At 41.9% G+C, this 17667-nt stretch carries 17 protein-coding genes; 1 reads left to right on the plus strand and 16 read right to left on the minus strand.

Features of this window, described 5'->3' with window-relative positions:
• Positions 1 to 48 precede the first annotated feature (48 nt).
• Both rraA and JMW61_RS00110 read right to left on the minus strand, forming a co-directional pair.
• Positions 49 to 564 (minus strand): ribonuclease E activity regulator RraA, encoded by a 516-nt coding sequence (rraA, locus tag JMW61_RS00105; protein WP_265090110.1) that lies wholly within the window; start codon positions 562 to 564, stop codon positions 49 to 51.
• Between the two features lie 138 nt (positions 565 to 702).
• On the minus strand, positions 703 to 1404 hold the full coding sequence (locus tag JMW61_RS00110; RefSeq protein ID WP_197218443.1) for an NAD-dependent epimerase/dehydratase family protein: 702 nt from the start codon (positions 1402 to 1404) through the stop codon (positions 703 to 705).
• Positions 1405 to 1907: 503 nt separating this feature from the next.
• Here JMW61_RS00110 and rpsT point away from each other — a divergent pair.
• Complete coding sequence (gene rpsT, locus JMW61_RS00115; protein WP_110922405.1) at positions 1908 to 2174, plus strand: 30S ribosomal protein S20; 267 nt, start codon at positions 1908 to 1910, stop codon at positions 2172 to 2174.
• A 232-nt stretch (positions 2175 to 2406) separates the two neighbouring features.
• Here the strand turns inward: rpsT and JMW61_RS00120 are convergent, their stop codons facing one another.
• From JMW61_RS00120 to hemE, 14 genes are all read right to left on the minus strand, one after another.
• A complete protein-coding gene (locus JMW61_RS00120; RefSeq protein ID WP_201548283.1) occupies positions 2407 to 3243 on the minus strand; it encodes a histidine phosphatase family protein in 837 nt (278 codons plus the stop codon).
• Positions 3244 to 3407: 164 nt separating this feature from the next.
• A complete protein-coding gene (locus JMW61_RS00125) occupies positions 3408 to 4205 on the minus strand; it encodes a metallophosphoesterase (protein WP_227687322.1) in 798 nt (265 codons plus the stop codon).
• A gap of 126 nt (positions 4206 to 4331) precedes the next feature.
• Positions 4332 to 5030, minus strand: a complete 699-nt coding sequence (gene pyrF / locus JMW61_RS00130) for an orotidine-5'-phosphate decarboxylase (protein ID WP_201548287.1) — start codon at positions 5028 to 5030, stop codon at positions 4332 to 4334.
• 73 nt (positions 5031 to 5103) lie between these two features.
• Positions 5104 to 5511: a lipopolysaccharide assembly protein LapA domain-containing protein gene (locus JMW61_RS00135; RefSeq protein ID WP_110922401.1), complete on the minus strand. Its 408-nt coding sequence runs from the start codon at positions 5509 to 5511 to the stop codon at positions 5104 to 5106.
• 117 nt (positions 5512 to 5628) lie between these two features.
• Complete coding sequence (locus tag JMW61_RS00140) at positions 5629 to 5934, minus strand: integration host factor subunit beta (protein WP_110922400.1); 306 nt, start codon at positions 5932 to 5934, stop codon at positions 5629 to 5631.
• 351 nt (positions 5935 to 6285) lie between these two features.
• A complete protein-coding gene (gene rpsA / locus JMW61_RS00145; protein WP_110922399.1) occupies positions 6286 to 7974 on the minus strand; it encodes a 30S ribosomal protein S1 in 1689 nt (562 codons plus the stop codon).
• 304 nt (positions 7975 to 8278) lie between these two features.
• Positions 8279 to 9046: a (d)CMP kinase gene (cmk, locus tag JMW61_RS00150; RefSeq protein ID WP_201548289.1), complete on the minus strand. Its 768-nt coding sequence runs from the start codon at positions 9044 to 9046 to the stop codon at positions 8279 to 8281.
• Between the two features lie 120 nt (positions 9047 to 9166).
• A complete protein-coding gene (gene tadA, locus JMW61_RS00155) occupies positions 9167 to 9733 on the minus strand; it encodes a tRNA adenosine(34) deaminase TadA (protein WP_201548291.1) in 567 nt (188 codons plus the stop codon).
• Entirely contained in the window at positions 9734 to 10471 is a 738-nt protein-coding gene (locus tag JMW61_RS00160; RefSeq protein WP_201548293.1) for a uracil-DNA glycosylase, read from the minus strand.
• 177 nt (positions 10472 to 10648) lie between these two features.
• A complete protein-coding gene (locus JMW61_RS00165; RefSeq protein WP_201548302.1) occupies positions 10649 to 13213 on the minus strand; it encodes an AAA family ATPase in 2565 nt (854 codons plus the stop codon).
• Between the two features lie 514 nt (positions 13214 to 13727).
• A complete protein-coding gene (locus JMW61_RS00170; RefSeq protein ID WP_110922394.1) occupies positions 13728 to 14135 on the minus strand; it encodes an ATP-dependent Clp protease adaptor ClpS in 408 nt (135 codons plus the stop codon).
• A 176-nt stretch (positions 14136 to 14311) separates the two neighbouring features.
• Positions 14312 to 15145 carry a hypothetical protein gene (locus JMW61_RS00175; RefSeq protein ID WP_201548304.1) on the minus strand — a complete coding sequence of 278 codons (834 nt, stop codon included), beginning with the start codon at positions 15143 to 15145 and terminating at the stop codon, positions 14312 to 14314.
• A 103-nt stretch (positions 15146 to 15248) separates the two neighbouring features.
• Positions 15249 to 16316 (minus strand): N-acetyl-gamma-glutamyl-phosphate reductase, encoded by a 1068-nt coding sequence (argC, locus tag JMW61_RS00180; RefSeq protein WP_201548306.1) that lies wholly within the window; start codon positions 16314 to 16316, stop codon positions 15249 to 15251.
• Between the two features lie 85 nt (positions 16317 to 16401).
• A complete protein-coding gene (hemE, locus tag JMW61_RS00185) occupies positions 16402 to 17538 on the minus strand; it encodes a uroporphyrinogen decarboxylase (RefSeq protein WP_201548308.1) in 1137 nt (378 codons plus the stop codon).
• Positions 17539 to 17667: the final 129 nt, after the last annotated feature.

Below are 17667 nucleotides of genomic sequence, written 5' to 3' on the forward strand. Positions count from 1 at the left end.
CCTCAACTTACAAGCCGAGGTTTTTAGTTGGTACTCATTGAGCTATTATTAAACTAATGGTTTATCACTAGCGATGATGCCATTGTTATCTGCATAAACAAACATTCCTGAGTTCAAGGTTAAATCACCAAAGCTGATTTCGATATCCGTTTGACCTTCGTCACGACGATTTGATTTACGTGGGATACAACCGAGCGCTTTAACACCAATATCCATCTGTGCAACGTCATCCACATCACGGACACAACCATAGATAACCACTCCTGACCAACCATTCTCAATCGCTGATTCTGCAATCATATCACCCAAAAGAGCGCAGCGCATTGAGCCGCCACCATCGACGACCAACACCTTGCCATGACCATCTTTGTCTTTACCGTCACTGTTTAATAGTGATTTGACACGGCTATTATCTTCAAAGCACTTCACTGTTACGATTTCACCGCAAAACTTGTTTTTGCCACCAAAGTTATGAAATGACTTGCCTTCAATATTTGGCAAACATACTTGCGACTCAGGATTAGCATCCAATAAATCACAAGTCACAAAATTTTCTCTATTCATCTGCATGGATTCCGGCATAGTGAAGCTCCTTGTTTTTGATTATCTAGTCATTACTCTCAATTTTTATCGAATATCTATATAAATACTTAGGTTATTTTAAAACACAGTGCTGTGATAAACATAAAAATCATTAACTGCTTAATTTTTCACTCTTGTCATCGCAAGCATCTGCTTATTCTCGATGATTTCTATTTTTTTCAATGTAGGCTCAGCACGGTATTTGTTACGCTCATAGATGGCGTGCGCACTCATCGCCATTGCACTAGCGACACGCTTAGCAGAAATAGGATGTAGTGGTAATGATTCTGACAAAAGCGGTGATATGAGCTTAAAAGCCTTTTGACCAATGCTCTCAAGAGGACGACCTTTATGTTTGCCTAATAGCAATGAAGGACGTAAAACGACTAGATGCGCAAAATCCAATGATATAATGGATTGCTCAGTTTCCGCTTTGACTCGATTATATAAAAAACGACTGTCAATATCGGCGTTCATTGAAGACAACAAGAAGAAGTTTTCGACGCCTTTATCTTGACACAACTTAGCAAAATTCACATTGTAGTCGTGGTCGACTTTTCGAAAGGCTTCGTCACTACCAGCCTGCTTTTTAGTCGTACCGAGACAACTAAAAGCATCTGTCTTACGATCAGCACCAACGCTGGCAAAAATCTCGGTTAGATTATCAAAATCGTTCACTTGATAAAAACGCATGCTGGCATTGATATAGCGTGGCGGACGCCGTGCAATCACAATTAACGTGTCATAGAGCTCACTAAGCTGCTTCACCAGATACTGCCCTACCAGCCCTGTCGCACCAATTACAATTGCTTTTCGCTGCATATCCGATCCATTTATATATAGTGTTGGAAAATTTATTTTTATAAGAAAATCTGTCGTGTGAAAGATCTTAAGTCTAGTATCATACCTAATTTAATACACAACTGACGGTATTCTATAGAATATATTGTAAGAGGTTTTATCAGCTGACGCATCTGTGTAGCCAATCACGTCTCCACTAACAATACTGAAAGATGGCTTAACAACAATCCTAATAGACACTAGAGAAATCAGCAGCCCATGTGATATCATAACTTCTTTTGGCATTAATCATCAAATATATTGTTCTAAGCGCAATAATTTGCTAAGATGTCCGGCTTTACACGTCAACGCTGTTTAATTATTCCAAACAGTTCTGGCGCTTGCGATGCTCTATCAATATTAGATACTTTAATATAAGACATCGACATCATGTTTGGCGAGAGGCTGCTCGTCACCGATGATTGTTTAAACCCTTTATTGCAATCAACATTCATATTTTATCTGTCTTTATCAAGGAGATACGCGTGGCTAATACTGCACAAGCTCGTAAACGCGCCCGTCAAAACACCAAACGTCGTCAGAACTCTGCGTCACAACGCTCTATGGTTCGTACTTACTTAAAACGTGTTGATGCGGCTATCGTAGCTAAAGATTATGACGCGGCTACCGAAGCTTACAAAAAAGCGGTACCAGTTCTTGATCGTATGGCTGACAAAGGTATTATTCATAAGAATAAAGCTGCTCGTCGTAAGAGCCGCCTAAACAAAACAATCAAAGGCCTTCAAGCTTAAGATTGGTCGCGTTTAGACCGCATTACGCTTTACAGTGTAATGACTAAAACCTTGTCACTGGTTCTAATACTGGGGCAAGGTTTTTTTATGCCTGTTTAAAACTCACTGATTCAATTTATATAGTCAAAGAAATCTAAAACAGCTACAAGGCAGCCGACCGCATATTGTACATATAGTACCTCTAGGGAGGGTAACACCTTAGCGGTTTAGTAGTTCGCTGACTATGCTGATATCAAGTCCATTTTACTTCTGGCGGTAGCAACAGTTTGCTAGGATGATACCCTGCAGCACGGTAACCCTCTAACAGAGTATGAATGGGACGAGTATAAACCTCACCACGCCAAACAAAATGCGCGTTGGCTTGCTCAAATGGCATATCATCAAACCACAAAAACACTCCTTCCATCATTTTTGGCCAATCGTTCCAATCAATCTCGACCACGTCAAACATCACGGCTAAAAATGCAGACAGTAGCGTATCATGACTGACGGCAAGCATAAGATGCCCATGCTCAGGCTGATGTTGATAAAATAGAGATAAGATATCGAGACCACCCTGATAGGCGTTTTTGGTACCTTCAAGATTGCCTTGTAGGAATCGATTGATGAAGTTAAGCACACCTATCTCTTTGAATACTGGATTGGCTATTTCAGGTTCAGTCACGAGGCTGCCGGGCTCAACCAGTAGTGATTGATGTGCAATATCTCGTCGTAGCCCTGCCCCTTCTTGCATCAGCTGCGCCGTATCAATACAGCGACCTATGGGGCTTGAAATACTATCGACATTGAGGGAGTACGGCAGATGTCCTGCCAACCAACGACCCCAAGATTTTGCCAACACGCGACCTTTAGGTGTCAGTGGCAACTGATAGCTGGCAAAGCCATTCCCATCAGAACGCTCGCGTAGAGAGTGCCTAGTAAACAAAATCAATCGCTTGTTTTCGGGTAATAAGCTGACTGACGAGATCATACTATCAGGCAGGTGTGAAGGCGCTGGTGCACTTGGGATGTGAGTCCCGAGCTTTTCAGCGGATAATTTTGATAAAGTGTGATTTGTATATTTACTCATGCTAACAAGCGTAGCAGATTTTCTGGTAGGAATGAACAAAATATCAGTACAATCATCGTATAGGCGCCAATGATTGTACCCAAAGCTGCTCAAAAATAGGGCGGTCACTTTTCACAACGCTATGACATTATTGCTAACAATACCTGTATCTCTACAGATACACGCTAACCGATATCAATCACTCTATCCCATGAGAACTCTAATGCCGTACTGCTTACTTCATTTGGATAAGCACGTGGATTAACAATTACCCGCGTCTTACCAATTTGATAGTCAAATGCTTCATGGGTATGTCCATGCACCCAGAGTGTCGGCGCCCACTCCTCATGCATCCATCCGGAGAGATCACTGATAAAAGCGGCGTTACTCGGCAAATTGGCATACTTCTCAGACACAGATAACGGGCTAACACTATGATGACTCATCACCACGGTTTTTTTACCCAGTTTATTAGCAGTGATTAATGCTTGCTGTAACCATTGACGCTGCTCGGCATGAAGTTGCATAGAGACCTCAGGTGAAAACAACTCGCTACCGGCATATATTTGTTTGTAATCACGCATGAAATGCCTAACAGCTGCCATCGTATCCTCATTGGCTTGATACTGATAATCCGTCCACAACGTACAGCCTAGGATTCGCACTTCACCAATATCCATATGCTGACACTGCAAAACCCGAACGCCTTCATTCGACTCGATATTATAATTGTCCCAAGTCGCTAGTTTCTTATCGAAGTGCAGCACATCTTCATTGAAGTGCTCATGGTTGCCTGCGATAGTGATTAGAGGAACTTGCAGACGCGCAGCTTGCTCCTGTAACCATGGCATACCATTATCACTATTTGCAGTATCTCCCGCTACTAGCACCACATCTGCATCGGTTTTAGGGATATGCCCTATCGGATGTGACTGACGAGCATAACTATCAATATGTAAGTCACTCAAAATCTGTAATTTCATATAAGCCAATATCATTGAATAAACACAAATAGTTTAGCACCTTTTACCTACCCGCAAAAAGCAAAAAAGACAGCGAGTTAGGCTGTCTTTTGATCGTTCAGGCATTACAAGTTATTAAGGTGTGGCCTAAATACTTTGTAGTATCTTCTGCAATTTCGCAGCAGGGTCTTCTGCCTGTGTGATTGAACGCCCAATGACTAAGTAATCAGAACCGTCACTGAGTGCCTGTTTAGGCGTGCAAATGCGTTTTTGATCATCAGCATTGTCTTCTAGCAGACGAATACCGGGAGTAATGAGTTTAAAATTTTGACCACACAATGCTTTAAGCGTTTTAGCTTCTTGTGCTGAGCACACCACACCATCAAGGCCAGCTTGCTTAGTCAATTGCGCCAGTCTACTCACGTGCGCATCCAGACCGTCAGTAATACCCGTTTGCATCAGCGCTTCATTGTCCATAGAGGTCAATACAGTGACTGCTATCAGCAAGGTATCAAAACCATTATCTAGCAAACACTGCTTGGCTAATGACATTGCTTCTAGACCTGCACTTGCATGGACGTTCACCATCCATACACCCAGCTCAGCCGCTGCCAAAACTGCTTGTGCAGTAGTGTTAGGAATATCATGAAATTTCAAATCTAAAAACACATCAAAATTACGCTGATGCAGTGCTTTGACAATGTCAGGGCCACAGCGAGTAAAAAGCTCTTTGCCTACTTTTAATCGACATAATGCTGGATCTAATTGATCCGCTAGTGCTAAAGAGGCTTCCATGGTCATATTATCTAAAGCGACGACGACTGGAGACTTAATTATATTATTCATGACTTAGCCATATTGGTATCGTAGTTATTGAAGAAGTATATCTAACTTAACCGCAGATTCATTGCGAGATGGTTTAATCTCGCTTATGTTTAGTAAGAGCAGCACTTTCATCTAAGTCGCTAACCGCTCCATCCTGTACATTAGTCGCCGTAGAGCCATAAACGGCTTCTTCTACCGTTGGCGAATTCGCTTGACGATCGATGACTATATTGGCTTGTGTGAGTTGCTCTTGTAGATTGGTCTTTGCTTTTTGCAAACGCGAAATTTCCCACTTGTTTTGTAAAACGCGGAAAATAAGCAGTGCTAGCAAAATACCAATAACGATACCTAGCATCAGACAAAGTATCAGTAGCAGCCCTAAATTCATCGTAGGCGCTTGCGAGAACAGTAAATTTACACCAACTTCAGTATTATTTGCCAACACCAAACCAAGCGCATAGGCAAAGCTCAGAAATAGCAGTACAAATAGTAAAAAGCGCATGAGACGGTTACCTTAGTTGGAAATGCCGTTAATGTATTCAGAATAAATAAGTGATATGAGCGACTGATAAACCATTTTATGAAAAATGCTTATTCAATAATTGGGTTATGACAACATTTAGCTAGTTGCAACCGTGTCATTGACCGCTTCGCGTAGTGCTTTTCCTGGTTTAAAATGAGGAATAGCCTTAGCAGGTACTGGCACGCTTTCCCCTGTTTTAGGGTTGCGTCCTAAACGTGCACGGCGATGGTGTAGACAGAAACTACCAAACCCACGAACCTCTACTCGGCCATCATTGGCTAAGGTATGCGTCATTAAAGTTAATATTTCGCGTACTGCATCATCGACGACTGTATCAGTCATATTGTCACAGTTCGCACTCAAATTACTAATAAATTCGGACTTGTTAATCGCTTGCTGCATTATTACGCTTGCCTTGTAAATTAATGGATAAGATGATTGTGAGTCAAAACGATATTTTAGGCTATTTAAATAACGGTATTTATTTCAATAACTGCTATTAAATCAGCATATCCTTAAAATAGTAAGGATAAAAACTCGGTCTTTAGAACAGCCTATCGCTTTAAATAGATAGTGACTCACATCTTGTTACTCAATGTTGCAAATGATAGCGGATATTACCGTAAATGAAAATAAGAGTTTGCCTCTTTGGGCAAAAACATCACCTATTAATAGTAATATCAAAATTTATTCATAAAAAAAAGCGACCGGAGTCGCTTCTTTTATATTACTTTATATCAATAACTTAGCAGCTTACTGCATTTGTTCTTTGATCAAGTCACCAATAGTTTTTGGTTGAGCTTCAGAACCGGCAGCGGCAGTAGTACTTGTGCTGCTTAGTTCTTTAATTGCTTGACGCTCTTCAGCTTCGTCTTTCGCTTTGATAGACAAGTTGATGTTGCGTGTTTTGCGATCAACACTGATGATTTTAGCTTCAACATCATCACCAACAGTTAGATGCTTAGTGGCATCTTCAACGCGGTCACGTTGGATCTCAGAGGCACGTAGATAAGCTTCTACTTCGTCAGCAAGTTCGATAGTAGCACCTTTAGCGTCTACTTCTTTCACTTTACCATTAACGATAGCACCACGGTCATTGTTGACTAGGTATTCGTTGAATGGATCAGAGCTTAACTGCTTAACGCCTAGGCTGATACGGTTAGCTTCTGCATCTACTGACAATACCATTGCTTCAACAGTGTCGCCTTTGTTGTAGTTACGGATAGCGTCTTCGCCAGTTTCGTTCCAAGAGATATCAGATAGATGAACAAGACCATCAATACCACCGTCTAGACCGATAAAGATACCGAAGTCAGTGATTGATTTGATAGTACCAGTGATTTTATCACCGCGCTCATGTTTCTTATCAAACTCATCCCATGGGTTAGCAAGAGTTTGTTTGATACCTAGGCTGATACGGCGACGTTCTTCGTCGATATCAAGAATCATTACTTCAACTTCATCACCCACTTGAACAACTTTAGATGGATGGATGTTTTTGTTGGTATGATCCATTTCTGATACGTGTACTAGACCTTCAATACCTTCAGAAATCTCAGCAAAACAACCATAATCAGTTAGGTTAGTTACGCGTGCTTTAACAACACTACCTACTGGATAAGTTCCACCAACGTTATCCCAAGGATCAGTACCAAGTTGTTTTAGACCTAGGCTTACGCGATTGCGCTCACGGTCAAACTTCAATACTTTAACTTTTAGGTCTTGACCAACTTCAACAACTTCTGATGGGTGCTTAATACGGCGCCATGCCATATCAGTGATGTGCAATAGACCATCAATACCACCAAGATCAACGAATGCGCCGTAATCAGTAAGGTTCTTAACGATACCTTCGATTTCGATGCCTTCTTCAAGCTTGTTCAATAGCTCTTCGCGCTCAGCTGAATTTTCAGCTTCCATAACTGCACGACGGCTAACTACAACGTTGTTGCGTTTTTGATCAAGTTTGATAACTTTGAATTCTAGCTCTTTGCCTTCAAGATGCGTCGTATCACGGATAGGACGTACATCTACCAATGAACCTGGTAAGAATGCGCGTACTGAACCGATATCTACAGTGAAACCGCCTTTAACTTTGCTTGAAATGATACCTTTTACGATTTCATCGTTGTCAGCAATTTTCTCAAGGAAGTTCCAAGTTTCAACACGCTTAGCTTTTTCACGTGATAGCAAGGTTTGACCCATGCCGTTATCAACTGCTTCAACCACGACATCAACGCTATCGCCAACTTCAACTTCAAGTTCGCCTTCTTCGCTTAAAAACTCTTCACGAGCGACAATACCTTCAGACTTCAGACCAGTGTCAACAGTGATCCAGTCGCTATCGATGGCTACAACAGTACCAGTGATAACCGAGCCACGCTCGATATCCAGACCTGTTTCTTCGATGCTCGCTTCAAATAGTTCAGCAAATGATTCCATTATGTCTACCTTTGTATAGCCGTATCCTGTCCAGCACAGTACGGATCAAATTTATGATTGCATAAAACGAGAATACTGGTTTTTTATCCCATGCAATCATATATAAAAACGTTTGTTGTTAATAAGCACATGTTTTACTGAAATTATTAACAACAACTGTCTCTCTTACCTGAAAATTTCGTTATCTATTCTATCAAATCATGTTTTCTTAGGGCCTGATAAGCCCCATAAATTTCACTACTACAATTTTATACTAAAACCAAACCTCATAGCAAAGCTTTTAATGCTTAATATGTTGTTTTTATTAACTATTAAAGAATATGCCTTTGATCTGACAGTGTTTCTTCACTTGTTCGTATACAGTATCAGCATCTAGTACTGAGCTATCAAGCAGCAAAGCGTCCTCTGCAGGTTTCGACGGTGCAGTGCTACGATTTTCATCACGATCATCACGAGCTTTAATCGTTGTTAAGATTGCGTCAAAGTCTGCTGTTTGCCCAGCGTTCAATAACTGTGCCACACGGCGCTCAGCACGCGCTTCAGCACTGGCTGTCAAAAACACCTTAACATCAGCGTTTGGGAATACTACCGTTCCCATATCACGGCCATCAGCAACCAAACCTGAACGAGTGGCCATGTCCTGTTGTAACTTTAACAACGCTTCACGAACTTTTGGAAAGATTGCTATCTGTGAGGCATAGCCTCCAACTGTCTCGTTACGTACCTGCTCACCAACTGCCTCATCATTCACCAGAATATCGACACGTCCTGACGCATTATTGGGCACAAATGCAATCTCTAAGCTTTGTGTCAACTTTAATACCGCCATTTCATCAATGGCTTGACTGGTATCTGCGGTAACCAAACCAGCTTCGAAAGCTTTAAGTCCTACAATACGATACAGAGCACCCGAATCAAGCAACTGATAGTCCAATGCTTGAGCTAAGCGCCATGTAACCGTGCCTTTGCCTGCACCGCTCGGCCCATCAATACAAATAACAGGATAACGCAGTGGTTGCGTTTGACTATTATCATTATGAAGTGCGGTGTTATCAGTTGTAGAAACGGTCATAATAATCACTTAATCGGAGACAATACTCATATGGCTGACAACTTCGCCATTAAATAGGGCAATATTATAGCAAAGAAACATCCCTATCACTAGCGACAAGTCCGATATCTTGTTAACAGATTATTTTGATTTCATTTTGGCCAGTTTTCGTCGTTCGTGAAAAAAGCTTTTGAGTATTTGACTACTGTGCTCGCTACAAAGACCTCTGTTTACTTGAATACTGTGATTATAAAAAGGCTGCATCGGCAAGTTCATCTGACTACCAACCATACCTGCTCTTGGCTCGCTCGCCGCATAGACAAGCCTTTCTACCCGTGCGTGAATCAGCGCCCCAACGCACATTGTGCAAGGCTCTAAGGTAACATACAGCGTTGTCTGTAATGGCAAGCGATAGTTATTTAAACGGGTACAGGCATCTCTCAATGCGATAATTTCGGCATGTGCAGTCGCATCATGGCGGCCAATTGGCTCATTGAATCCCTGCCCTATGACCTGCTGACCATGTACTAGTATCGCCCCTACTGGCACTTCTCCATGCTCAGCACCTTGCTTAGCAAGCTTGAGTGCTTCTTGCATCCACTTAACATCTTCAATTGACCAAAATATACTGGTCTGAATGCCTTCGATAACTGGCTGACGATTCAAGGATTGGTATGGTTTCAAGCTTATATCCGGTATATTTATCATCTATTGCGGTAACTGCCAATCAATTGGTGTTTGGCCGTACTGTACCAAATAGTCATTGGTCTTAGAAAATGGCTTAGAGCCGAAAAAACCACCACGGTTAGCGGCAAGCGGTGAAGGATGCACAGCCGTCAGGATAAGATGCTTGTCTGTATTGATATATTTGCCCTTTTTCTGCGCTTTACTTCCCCATAATATAAACACTGTACGCTCTGTTTGTTCATTGACCACATCAATCACCGCATCAGTGAACTGCTCCCACCCTTGATTTTGATGACTGTTCGGCTCACCCTCTTTTACAGTCAATGAGCTGTTTAATAACAAGACTCCTTGCTGCGCCCAATACGTTAAGTCACCATGTGCTGATGGTTTCAGACCAATATCAGTAGCCATTTCTTTCAACAGATTATTAAGCGATGGCGGTTTTGGAATAGCTTTTGGCACAGAAAACGATAGTCCCATTGCCTGTCCTGGACGATGGTAAGGGTCCTGACCTAATATCACGACTTTGACTTGTGATAGAGGCGTTAAGTTAAAAGCATTAAACATCAACGGTGCTGGTGGGTAAATGCTTTCCTCTGATTGGTACGCTTCTTTTAAAAATGCACGCAAATTATCCATATTATCAGAGGTTAGCTCATCTGCTAATGCCGTTTTCCAATCTGTTGGCAGGCGTACATTGTCTAAAATCGCTTGCTTTTGCTCGGGGGTTTTGGTCGTCTGTTCATCAAACAGTTCCATAATATGTCCTTTTTTATTTGTTATACATCATATAAATGCTGCATCAGATTACATGAACAAGTCTTTCACATTAGAATAAGTAGACTCATACATTGGCTTTATGATGAATTATAGCAATAAAAAAACGGCTACCGTAGCAACATGGTAACCGTTCTTGTTTTATTGATAATAAAAGACTTAGCTGGCTAACGACTCAGAGTCCGGATATGGCTCATGCGTTTCAACGACCGTCAAAATAATGCGACTGTCTGACGAACCTTTATCTGACGTTTTACCATTGGTTTTTTCAATCTTAACAGACTTGTCATCTTGCTCAGTAATGTCTTCAGGCTCTAGCGTTAGATGTACAACCCCACCATTGACCAAGTCACCAAACAAAATCATGCTTGCCAATGGCTTTTTGATCTCGTCTTGAATCAGACGCTGCATAGGACGTGCACCCATGAGGCGATCGTAGCCTTTATCAGCTAGATAATTACGGACATCATCGTCAATCTCTAAAGTCACTTGCTTATCATCAAGCTGCACTTGCAACTCAACCAAGAATTTATCGACTACTGATACCACTACCGACGTATCTAGTGGGTTAAACTGAATAATGGCATCAAGACGGTTGCGGAACTCTGGCGTAAAGACACGTTTGAGCGACTCTGTGTTATCGCGACTGTGGTCTTGCTGAGTGAAGCCCATAGATGAACGGCTAATACTGTCAGCACCAACGTTGGTGGTCATAATAACGATAACTTGCTTGAAGATAGCAACACGACCATTGTTGTCCGTCAAGGTACCGTGATCCATCACTTGTAGTAACAAGTTGAATACATCAGGATGCGCTTTTTCGATTTCATCAAGCAATAAGACACAATGTGGATGTTGATTGATTTTTTCAGTCAACAGACCACCTTGATCATAACCGACATAGCCAGGAGGCGCACCGATCAAACGTGAGGCCGTATGTGCTTCCATATACTCTGACATATCAAAGCGAACTAACTCGACACCGAGCAGATTGGCTAATTGACGTGATACTTCTGTTTTACCCACGCCTGTAGGACCAGCAAACATAAACGAGCCGATAGGCTTATCTGGTGCCTTTAGGCCAGCACGAGACAGCTTAATCGCATCTGCTAACGTTTCAATCGCTTCATCTTGACCAAATACTAAATGCTTGAGATCACGATCTAGATGCTTGAGAATACTCTTATCATCGCTAGACACTGACTTGGGTGGAATGCGTGCAAGCTTAGCAACGATGGCTTCAATATCGGCAACATCAATTTTCATCGGTGGTCTTTTTTTCGCAGATTTTGAATCTTTAGATGATTGAACACGATTATTAGCTTTGGCAGTATCGGCTTCATCCTGCATTTCATTACTGTCGACATCGCTATGAGTCACACCTTCAAAATCTTCTTCATCAGAGTCAATCTGAGCATCAAAGTCTTGCTCTAAATCAGCAATGAAGCTTTCTTCTGCATCAATATCATCCGCATCTGGAATCACGCCCAAACGCTTATAAGCACCCGCTTCATCAATCACATCAATAGCTTTATCTGGTAAAAAGCGCTCGTGGATATGCTTAGCAGATAACTGAACAGCGGTAACCAATGCTTCATCTGTATATTCGACGTTATGAAATTCTTCATAGCGAGGCTTTAGACCACGTAAGATATCGATACTGTCATCAACGCTTGGTTCTTTTACATCGATTTTTTGGAAACGACGTGATAAGGCATGATCTTTCTCAAATACCTGACGATACTCGGTAAAGGTTGTAGAACCTATACAGCGTAATTCACCATTAGCAAGTGCCGGTTTGATCAAGTTTGACACATCCATATTGCTACTCATTGACGACCCTGCGCCAATAATCATATGAATCTCATCAATGAATAAAATCGCATTGGGTTTATTCTTTAATGCGTCAAGCAACGACTTCATACGTTTTTCAAAATCACCGCGGTATTTTGTGCCAGCGATTAATGAACCAATATCTAGGCTATAAATAACGCAACCATTCAATGGTTTTGGGGCTTTGTCATTGATAATTAACCATGCCAAGCCTTCAGCGATAGAGGTTTTACCAACACCAGGCTCACCGACTAACAATGGGTTGTTTTTACGGCGACGACATAGTACTTGCGCAGCACGCTCAATTTCAGAAGCACGTCCAATCAATGGATCGGTTTTACCTTCAGCAGCACGTTGGTTTAAATTGGTAGCAAATTCGACCAATGGATCTTTGCTGGTTTTCTCTGAGGCATTACGGCGCTCACCAGTCATCGAAGCACGCGGCTCAGAGGGTTCTTCTTTATCTTGACCATGTGATAAGTACTGAGTCAACTCAAGGCGGCTGATGCCTTGCTTTTTAAGCAGGTAAACAGCATAAGTATCATGTTCTGAGAACATAGATACTAAGATATCGGAGCCTTCTACCAAACGCCCACCACCGATAGATTGCACATGAAAAATAGCACGTTGCAAAATACGATCAAAGCTTTGTGTAGGCTGCGGTGATTGCTCTGTATCTGCATCTATCGTTGGCGTATGCTTATTGATATAAGCTTCCAACTCAGTACGCAGCGTTGAGACATTTGCATTGCAAGCAGTCAATGTATTGGCGGCGTGCGTATTTTCTAGCAATGCCAGTAGTAAGTGTTCAACAGTTAGATACTCATGCGACTTTTGACGCGCAAGGGTCATTGCTAAACGCAAAGAAACTTCAAGATGACGACTTAACATAACAACTTCCTACGGTTATACCTATCTTTATAATTGATAGCTTTATGAATGAGTTAGTAAGTAAATCAGGGCGATAGATGGATTGTTCAAGGGTAATATCTGTATTATTAAAATATCTTGCTAAATGACACTGTCTAGGGATTGTATAAATAACAGTATTGTCTATCATCAACTAACTATTACCAACCAAGAGTGCTGATAACTCATACTTGCTGTTCTTTATATCAACACGATACTCAATCAGAGTCAATCTATTAAAAACGACTAAAGTGTATCAAAGCGTGCTGTACACCAACGGTGTTAGAAATAATAAATGATAAAAGCTTAGAGAGTGAAACAGATAAAAGAGAGATTGAACGAGGCGACAAAGAATTTGAAAGGGTTTTTTATCAACAGTGAAGTGAAAAAAGTTCTATGCAAAATAACTATATAGCTCACTGTGGCAAGTAAGCTATTTATCAAAGCTAAAAATAGATAAACGAAACATTGAAATCAGCATTATAGGGAGATTCAGTTATTCGCCTTGGTGCGGCTCTATTTGAGTCAATAGTGGATAGCCTTCACGATGCGCCAAACTATTTACTTTTTTGGCCTTAGTCTCAGCAATGTCTTTTGGATAAATACCCGCAATACCTTTGCTCGCATTGTGAATCGTCAGCATAATCTCAACGGCAGAGTCCATACTGTGACGAAACTCTGATTGCAGAATATAGACGACGAATTCCATTGGTGTATAGTTATCATTATACATAACGACTGCGTACATCGGCGGCTTAGCCACTTCTGGCTCTGCCACTAGTACATCTGCCTGCGGTGATGTTTCGCCATCCGTATCCCCATCCTGCGCACGGTCAGCAGGCATGTTTGGAAGATGCCAATCAGAGACGATTGGCGTAGTCTGTAGTATTGCTTGATTTATCATAATTAGAGTACAAATTAATAGGTATATTTATTACGGAATAAGGGATAGTGAAGAGAGGTAATCGCTAGTTTAATACAATTAGATTTAACACTTTCAGATATAGTATCAGGCTCGCTGAGTCTACTGTTTGTAGTACTGTCACTCGCCTTTCTCATATCTTAGTTATCTAGAACCAACTAAGGCTTAATAGGACTGTCATCAACTTCTGGCAAATCCAAAAGTGATAGCGGCATAGTGTCCACTCGAGCACCGAGCTTCCAATCATATATCTGCTCTACTTCCTGCCCGCCTGCTTTCAAGCTGAGTTTTACTTGTAACGGCTTAAAGCTAGATGGCATGATAAAACGGCCACGAATACGAACAATGCCTTCAATCGTATCGACTGGATACTCTAAAGGCACTTCTACGAAGTCATCATCATTAAGCAGTGTCAATGTTGGCGTCAGTCGTTTTGATGCGCCATCACTGGCAAGCATTCCAACATCAAACATATACTCAAAAGCATTTTCGGGTAATGGTTTAATATGAGCGCCAAGCACCTGTAATGGCATGCCACCTTTACTACTAACGATATCAGCATATAACTCGTTGAGCTGCGAAAGCTGTCTGTTTTCAACCGTCAATTCTTGCTTGTTTTCACTCAGCTCTTTTACATTGGCTAAGCTTATTGCCAGCTCTTGCTTGGCAGTAGCCGCTTGATTGATCGCTATTTTATGACTAAGACGAGTGTCTTCCAGCTCTTTGGTCGCCTCTTCACTATTGATTAGTGCTTGCTGGGTTTCTGTTTCCATAGAGTGGTAGCCGCGCTGATAGCCAAGCTTATGACCAAATATCAGTCCAACCATGGCAGTTACCAGTATGACAACCACAAATAGCGCCAGTACCAATGTAGACGCTCCTTGCTGCTCGCGGCCTATAGAACTTACTGGGCGAAAACGATGGCGATTGGCGTCTATACACGATGAACGTGCTGACTGTGAGCAAAAGCGTAATACAAACTTAACACGCATTTAGGCGGTATCTCTTAACAATAAGTACCTGTTATTATAGCGGAATTTATAATCAATACCTAGCACCGTAAATGTGAATGATTGGAATATAAAGCAGTCGATGTTAAGGAACAATCGGCGCAAAGTTCAGTCCCATTGACTCATCAAACCCAAACATAACGTTCATGTTTTGCACGGCCTGTCCTGCTGCGCCTTTGACCAAATTGTCTTGTACTACGATGACAGTCAACTCAGCACGATCACTGTCTTGATGCACGGCAATACGTAAACGATTGCTGGCGCGTACACTACGTGTATCAGGGTAAACACCCTTTGGCATCACATCAACGAACGTCTCTGATGCATATGCGTTTTCAAACGCCTGTTGCCAGTCGATAGCAGCCCCAGCATCCGTCAGCTCCATATGAATTGAGCTTAGCATACCGCGTATCATCGGTACTAAATGCGGTAAAAAACGAATACGATGGGTAAACTGACTGTCTAATAATTGTGCAACACCCTGCTCAATCTCAGGTAGATGACGATGCCCCTCGACGCTATAAGCTTTAAAGTTATCTGTTGATTCAGCGTAATTGAGCGCAAGCGAGGCTTGGCGACCCGCGCCAGACACACCAGACTTTGCATCAATGACAATGCGAGATTCAATCAAACGTTCTGCTTGTTTATTTTGTGCTTCAATGATCGGCTTCAAACCCAAAATTGCAGTGGTTGGGTAACAGCCAGGGTTGCCCACCAACAATGCATTTGCAAGTTTATCGCGATTGACTTCAGGTAGTCCATAAACAGCGGTCTTTAACAGCTCAGGACACGCATGTGACTGTTTATACCACTTTTCAAAGTCAGTCAATGACTGCAAACGAAAGTCAGCAGCCAAATCAATGACCTTTACACCAGCTTGAGTAAGCGCTTCAGCTTGTTGCATTGCTACGCCGTGTGGTGTCGCAAAAAACACCACATCACACTCTTGTAGCGTCGCCAGCGTATCGTCGCCTAAGTCGCTAAAGACGATATCTGATATACCGCGTAAGCTTGGGAATATCTCATCAGCTCGTGTACCAGCTTCACTACGCGAGGTTAGCAAATCAATAGATACTTCAGGATGGGCAGATAATAAGCGAATCAGCTCAATACCTGTATAACCTGTACCACCAACAATCGCTGCTGAAATCATAAGATATCCTTTTTTCTTTTACTCAGTAAATAGCAGATAAATATCACGTCTATATTGACGCTTATAAGCTTTGCATATTCAAACTTTAGATTTTGTAATCGTGCACTGCATCGATAAACACTTTTGCATTGTCAGGGTTGACCCACTGAGTGATGCCATGACCTAAGTTTGCGACATAACCTGTTTTTTCACCGCTAGCATATGCACTATCTAGCATTGCATTTACTTCAGCGCGAATCGTTGCAGGTGAACCATACAAGGTTGCTGGATCCAAGTTACCTTGGATGGCTTTGCTACTCTGTAGTTTTTTATGCTGCTTGGTCAACTGACGCTGACTGTCAGTCAACACCTGGCGAGCACGATCAATCGGCATCGTCCAGTCTAGGCCTAAAGCATCAGCTTCACTATCAGCTTGGATGTCTAACCATAGCCCACCACCTTTCGTAAACAATACCACTGGTATTTCCGGATGGCGTACCTTTAGTTCAGCGACAATACGCTTATTATAAGAATGAGAAAAGTCAATAAACTGACGATGACCAAGCGCGCCGCCCCAACTGTCAAATATCTGTAAAATTTGGGCACCAGCGACTACTTGCGCATCTAGATAATCAATGACAGACGTTGCCAATTTATCCAATAGTTGATGCAAAAAGTCAGGATTGCTGTATAAAAAACCTTTGGTATAGCGATAGTCTTTTGAGCTGCCGCCTTCAATCATATACGTCGCTAGCGTCCACGGGCTACCAGAAAAACCAAATAATGGCACTTGACCATTTAGCGCTTTACGGATGCTCGTCACTGCGCGCATGACATAATCAAGAGAGTCGTTAGCGTCTAGCACAGGCAATCGATCGAGATCTGCTTGCGTACGAATAGGATACTTAAACTTAGGACCTTCGCCCGCTTCAAAATATAAGCCTAGCCCCATTGCATCAGGGATAGTCAAGATATCGCTGAATAAGATGGCAGCGTCTAAATCATAACGACGTAGTGGCTGTAAAGTCACTTCAGTGGCACGGTCTGTATCTCTACACAGACTCATAAAGTCGCCCGCTTCAGCACGAGTTGCTTTATATTCTGGTAAATAACGACCTGCTTGACGCATCATCCAAACTGGGGTGGTGTCTATCGTCTCAAATCGTAGTGCTCTCAGCAATCTGTCGTTTTTTAATGGTGCAAAGTCGTGCTGAGTCGAGTTACTATTGTCTGAAGCACTCATGTACAAATCTCCAAAACAACAAAGTATTCATACTTATTGATGAATACTTTGTTGGATAAAATACGTTAAATAAAAGAATGATAAATATTTATAGAATGGTCATGACAACATCTCAGTTTAAATATTATT

This window comes from Psychrobacter fjordensis (genome assembly GCF_904845995.1).
GTDB classification, from domain to species: Bacteria; Pseudomonadota; Gammaproteobacteria; order Pseudomonadales; family Moraxellaceae; genus Psychrobacter; species Psychrobacter fjordensis.

Excerpts from the sequence above, each read along its gene's own strand:
- rraA (WP_265090110.1), bottom strand. The coding sequence starts at position 564 with ATGAATAGAGAAAATTTTGTGACTTGTGATTTATTGGATGCTAATCCT.
- JMW61_RS00110 (WP_197218443.1), bottom strand. The coding sequence starts at position 1,404 with ATGCAGCGAAAAGCAATTGTAATTGGTGCGACAGGGCTGGTAGGGCAG.
- JMW61_RS00120 (WP_201548283.1), bottom strand. The coding sequence starts at position 3,243 with ATGAGTAAATATACAAATCACACTTTATCAAAATTATCCGCTGAAAAG.
- JMW61_RS00125 (WP_227687322.1), bottom strand. The coding sequence starts at position 4,205 with ATGAAATTACAGATTTTGAGTGACTTACATATTGATAGTTATGCTCGT.
- pyrF (WP_201548287.1), bottom strand. The coding sequence starts at position 5,030 with ATGAATAATATAATTAAGTCTCCAGTCGTCGTCGCTTTAGATAATATG.
- JMW61_RS00135 (WP_110922401.1), bottom strand. The coding sequence starts at position 5,511 with ATGCGCTTTTTACTATTTGTACTGCTATTTCTGAGCTTTGCCTATGCG.
- JMW61_RS00140 (WP_110922400.1), bottom strand. The coding sequence starts at position 5,934 with ATGCAGCAAGCGATTAACAAGTCCGAATTTATTAGTAATTTGAGTGCG.
- rpsA (WP_110922399.1), bottom strand. The coding sequence starts at position 7,974 with ATGGAATCATTTGCTGAACTATTTGAAGCGAGCATCGAAGAAACAGGT.
- cmk (WP_201548289.1), bottom strand. The coding sequence starts at position 9,046 with ATGACCGTTTCTACAACTGATAACACCGCACTTCATAATGATAATAGT.
- tadA (WP_201548291.1), bottom strand. The coding sequence starts at position 9,733 with ATGATAAATATACCGGATATAAGCTTGAAACCATACCAATCCTTGAAT.
- JMW61_RS00160 (WP_201548293.1), bottom strand. The coding sequence starts at position 10,471 with ATGGAACTGTTTGATGAACAGACGACCAAAACCCCCGAGCAAAAGCAA.
- JMW61_RS00165 (WP_201548302.1), bottom strand. The coding sequence starts at position 13,213 with ATGTTAAGTCGTCATCTTGAAGTTTCTTTGCGTTTAGCAATGACCCTT.
- JMW61_RS00170 (WP_110922394.1), bottom strand. The coding sequence starts at position 14,135 with ATGATAAATCAAGCAATACTACAGACTACGCCAATCGTCTCTGATTGG.
- JMW61_RS00175 (WP_201548304.1), bottom strand. The coding sequence starts at position 15,145 with ATGCGTGTTAAGTTTGTATTACGCTTTTGCTCACAGTCAGCACGTTCA.
- argC (WP_201548306.1), bottom strand. The coding sequence starts at position 16,316 with ATGATTTCAGCAGCGATTGTTGGTGGTACAGGTTATACAGGTATTGAG.
- hemE (WP_201548308.1), bottom strand. The coding sequence starts at position 17,538 with ATGAGTGCTTCAGACAATAGTAACTCGACTCAGCACGACTTTGCACCA.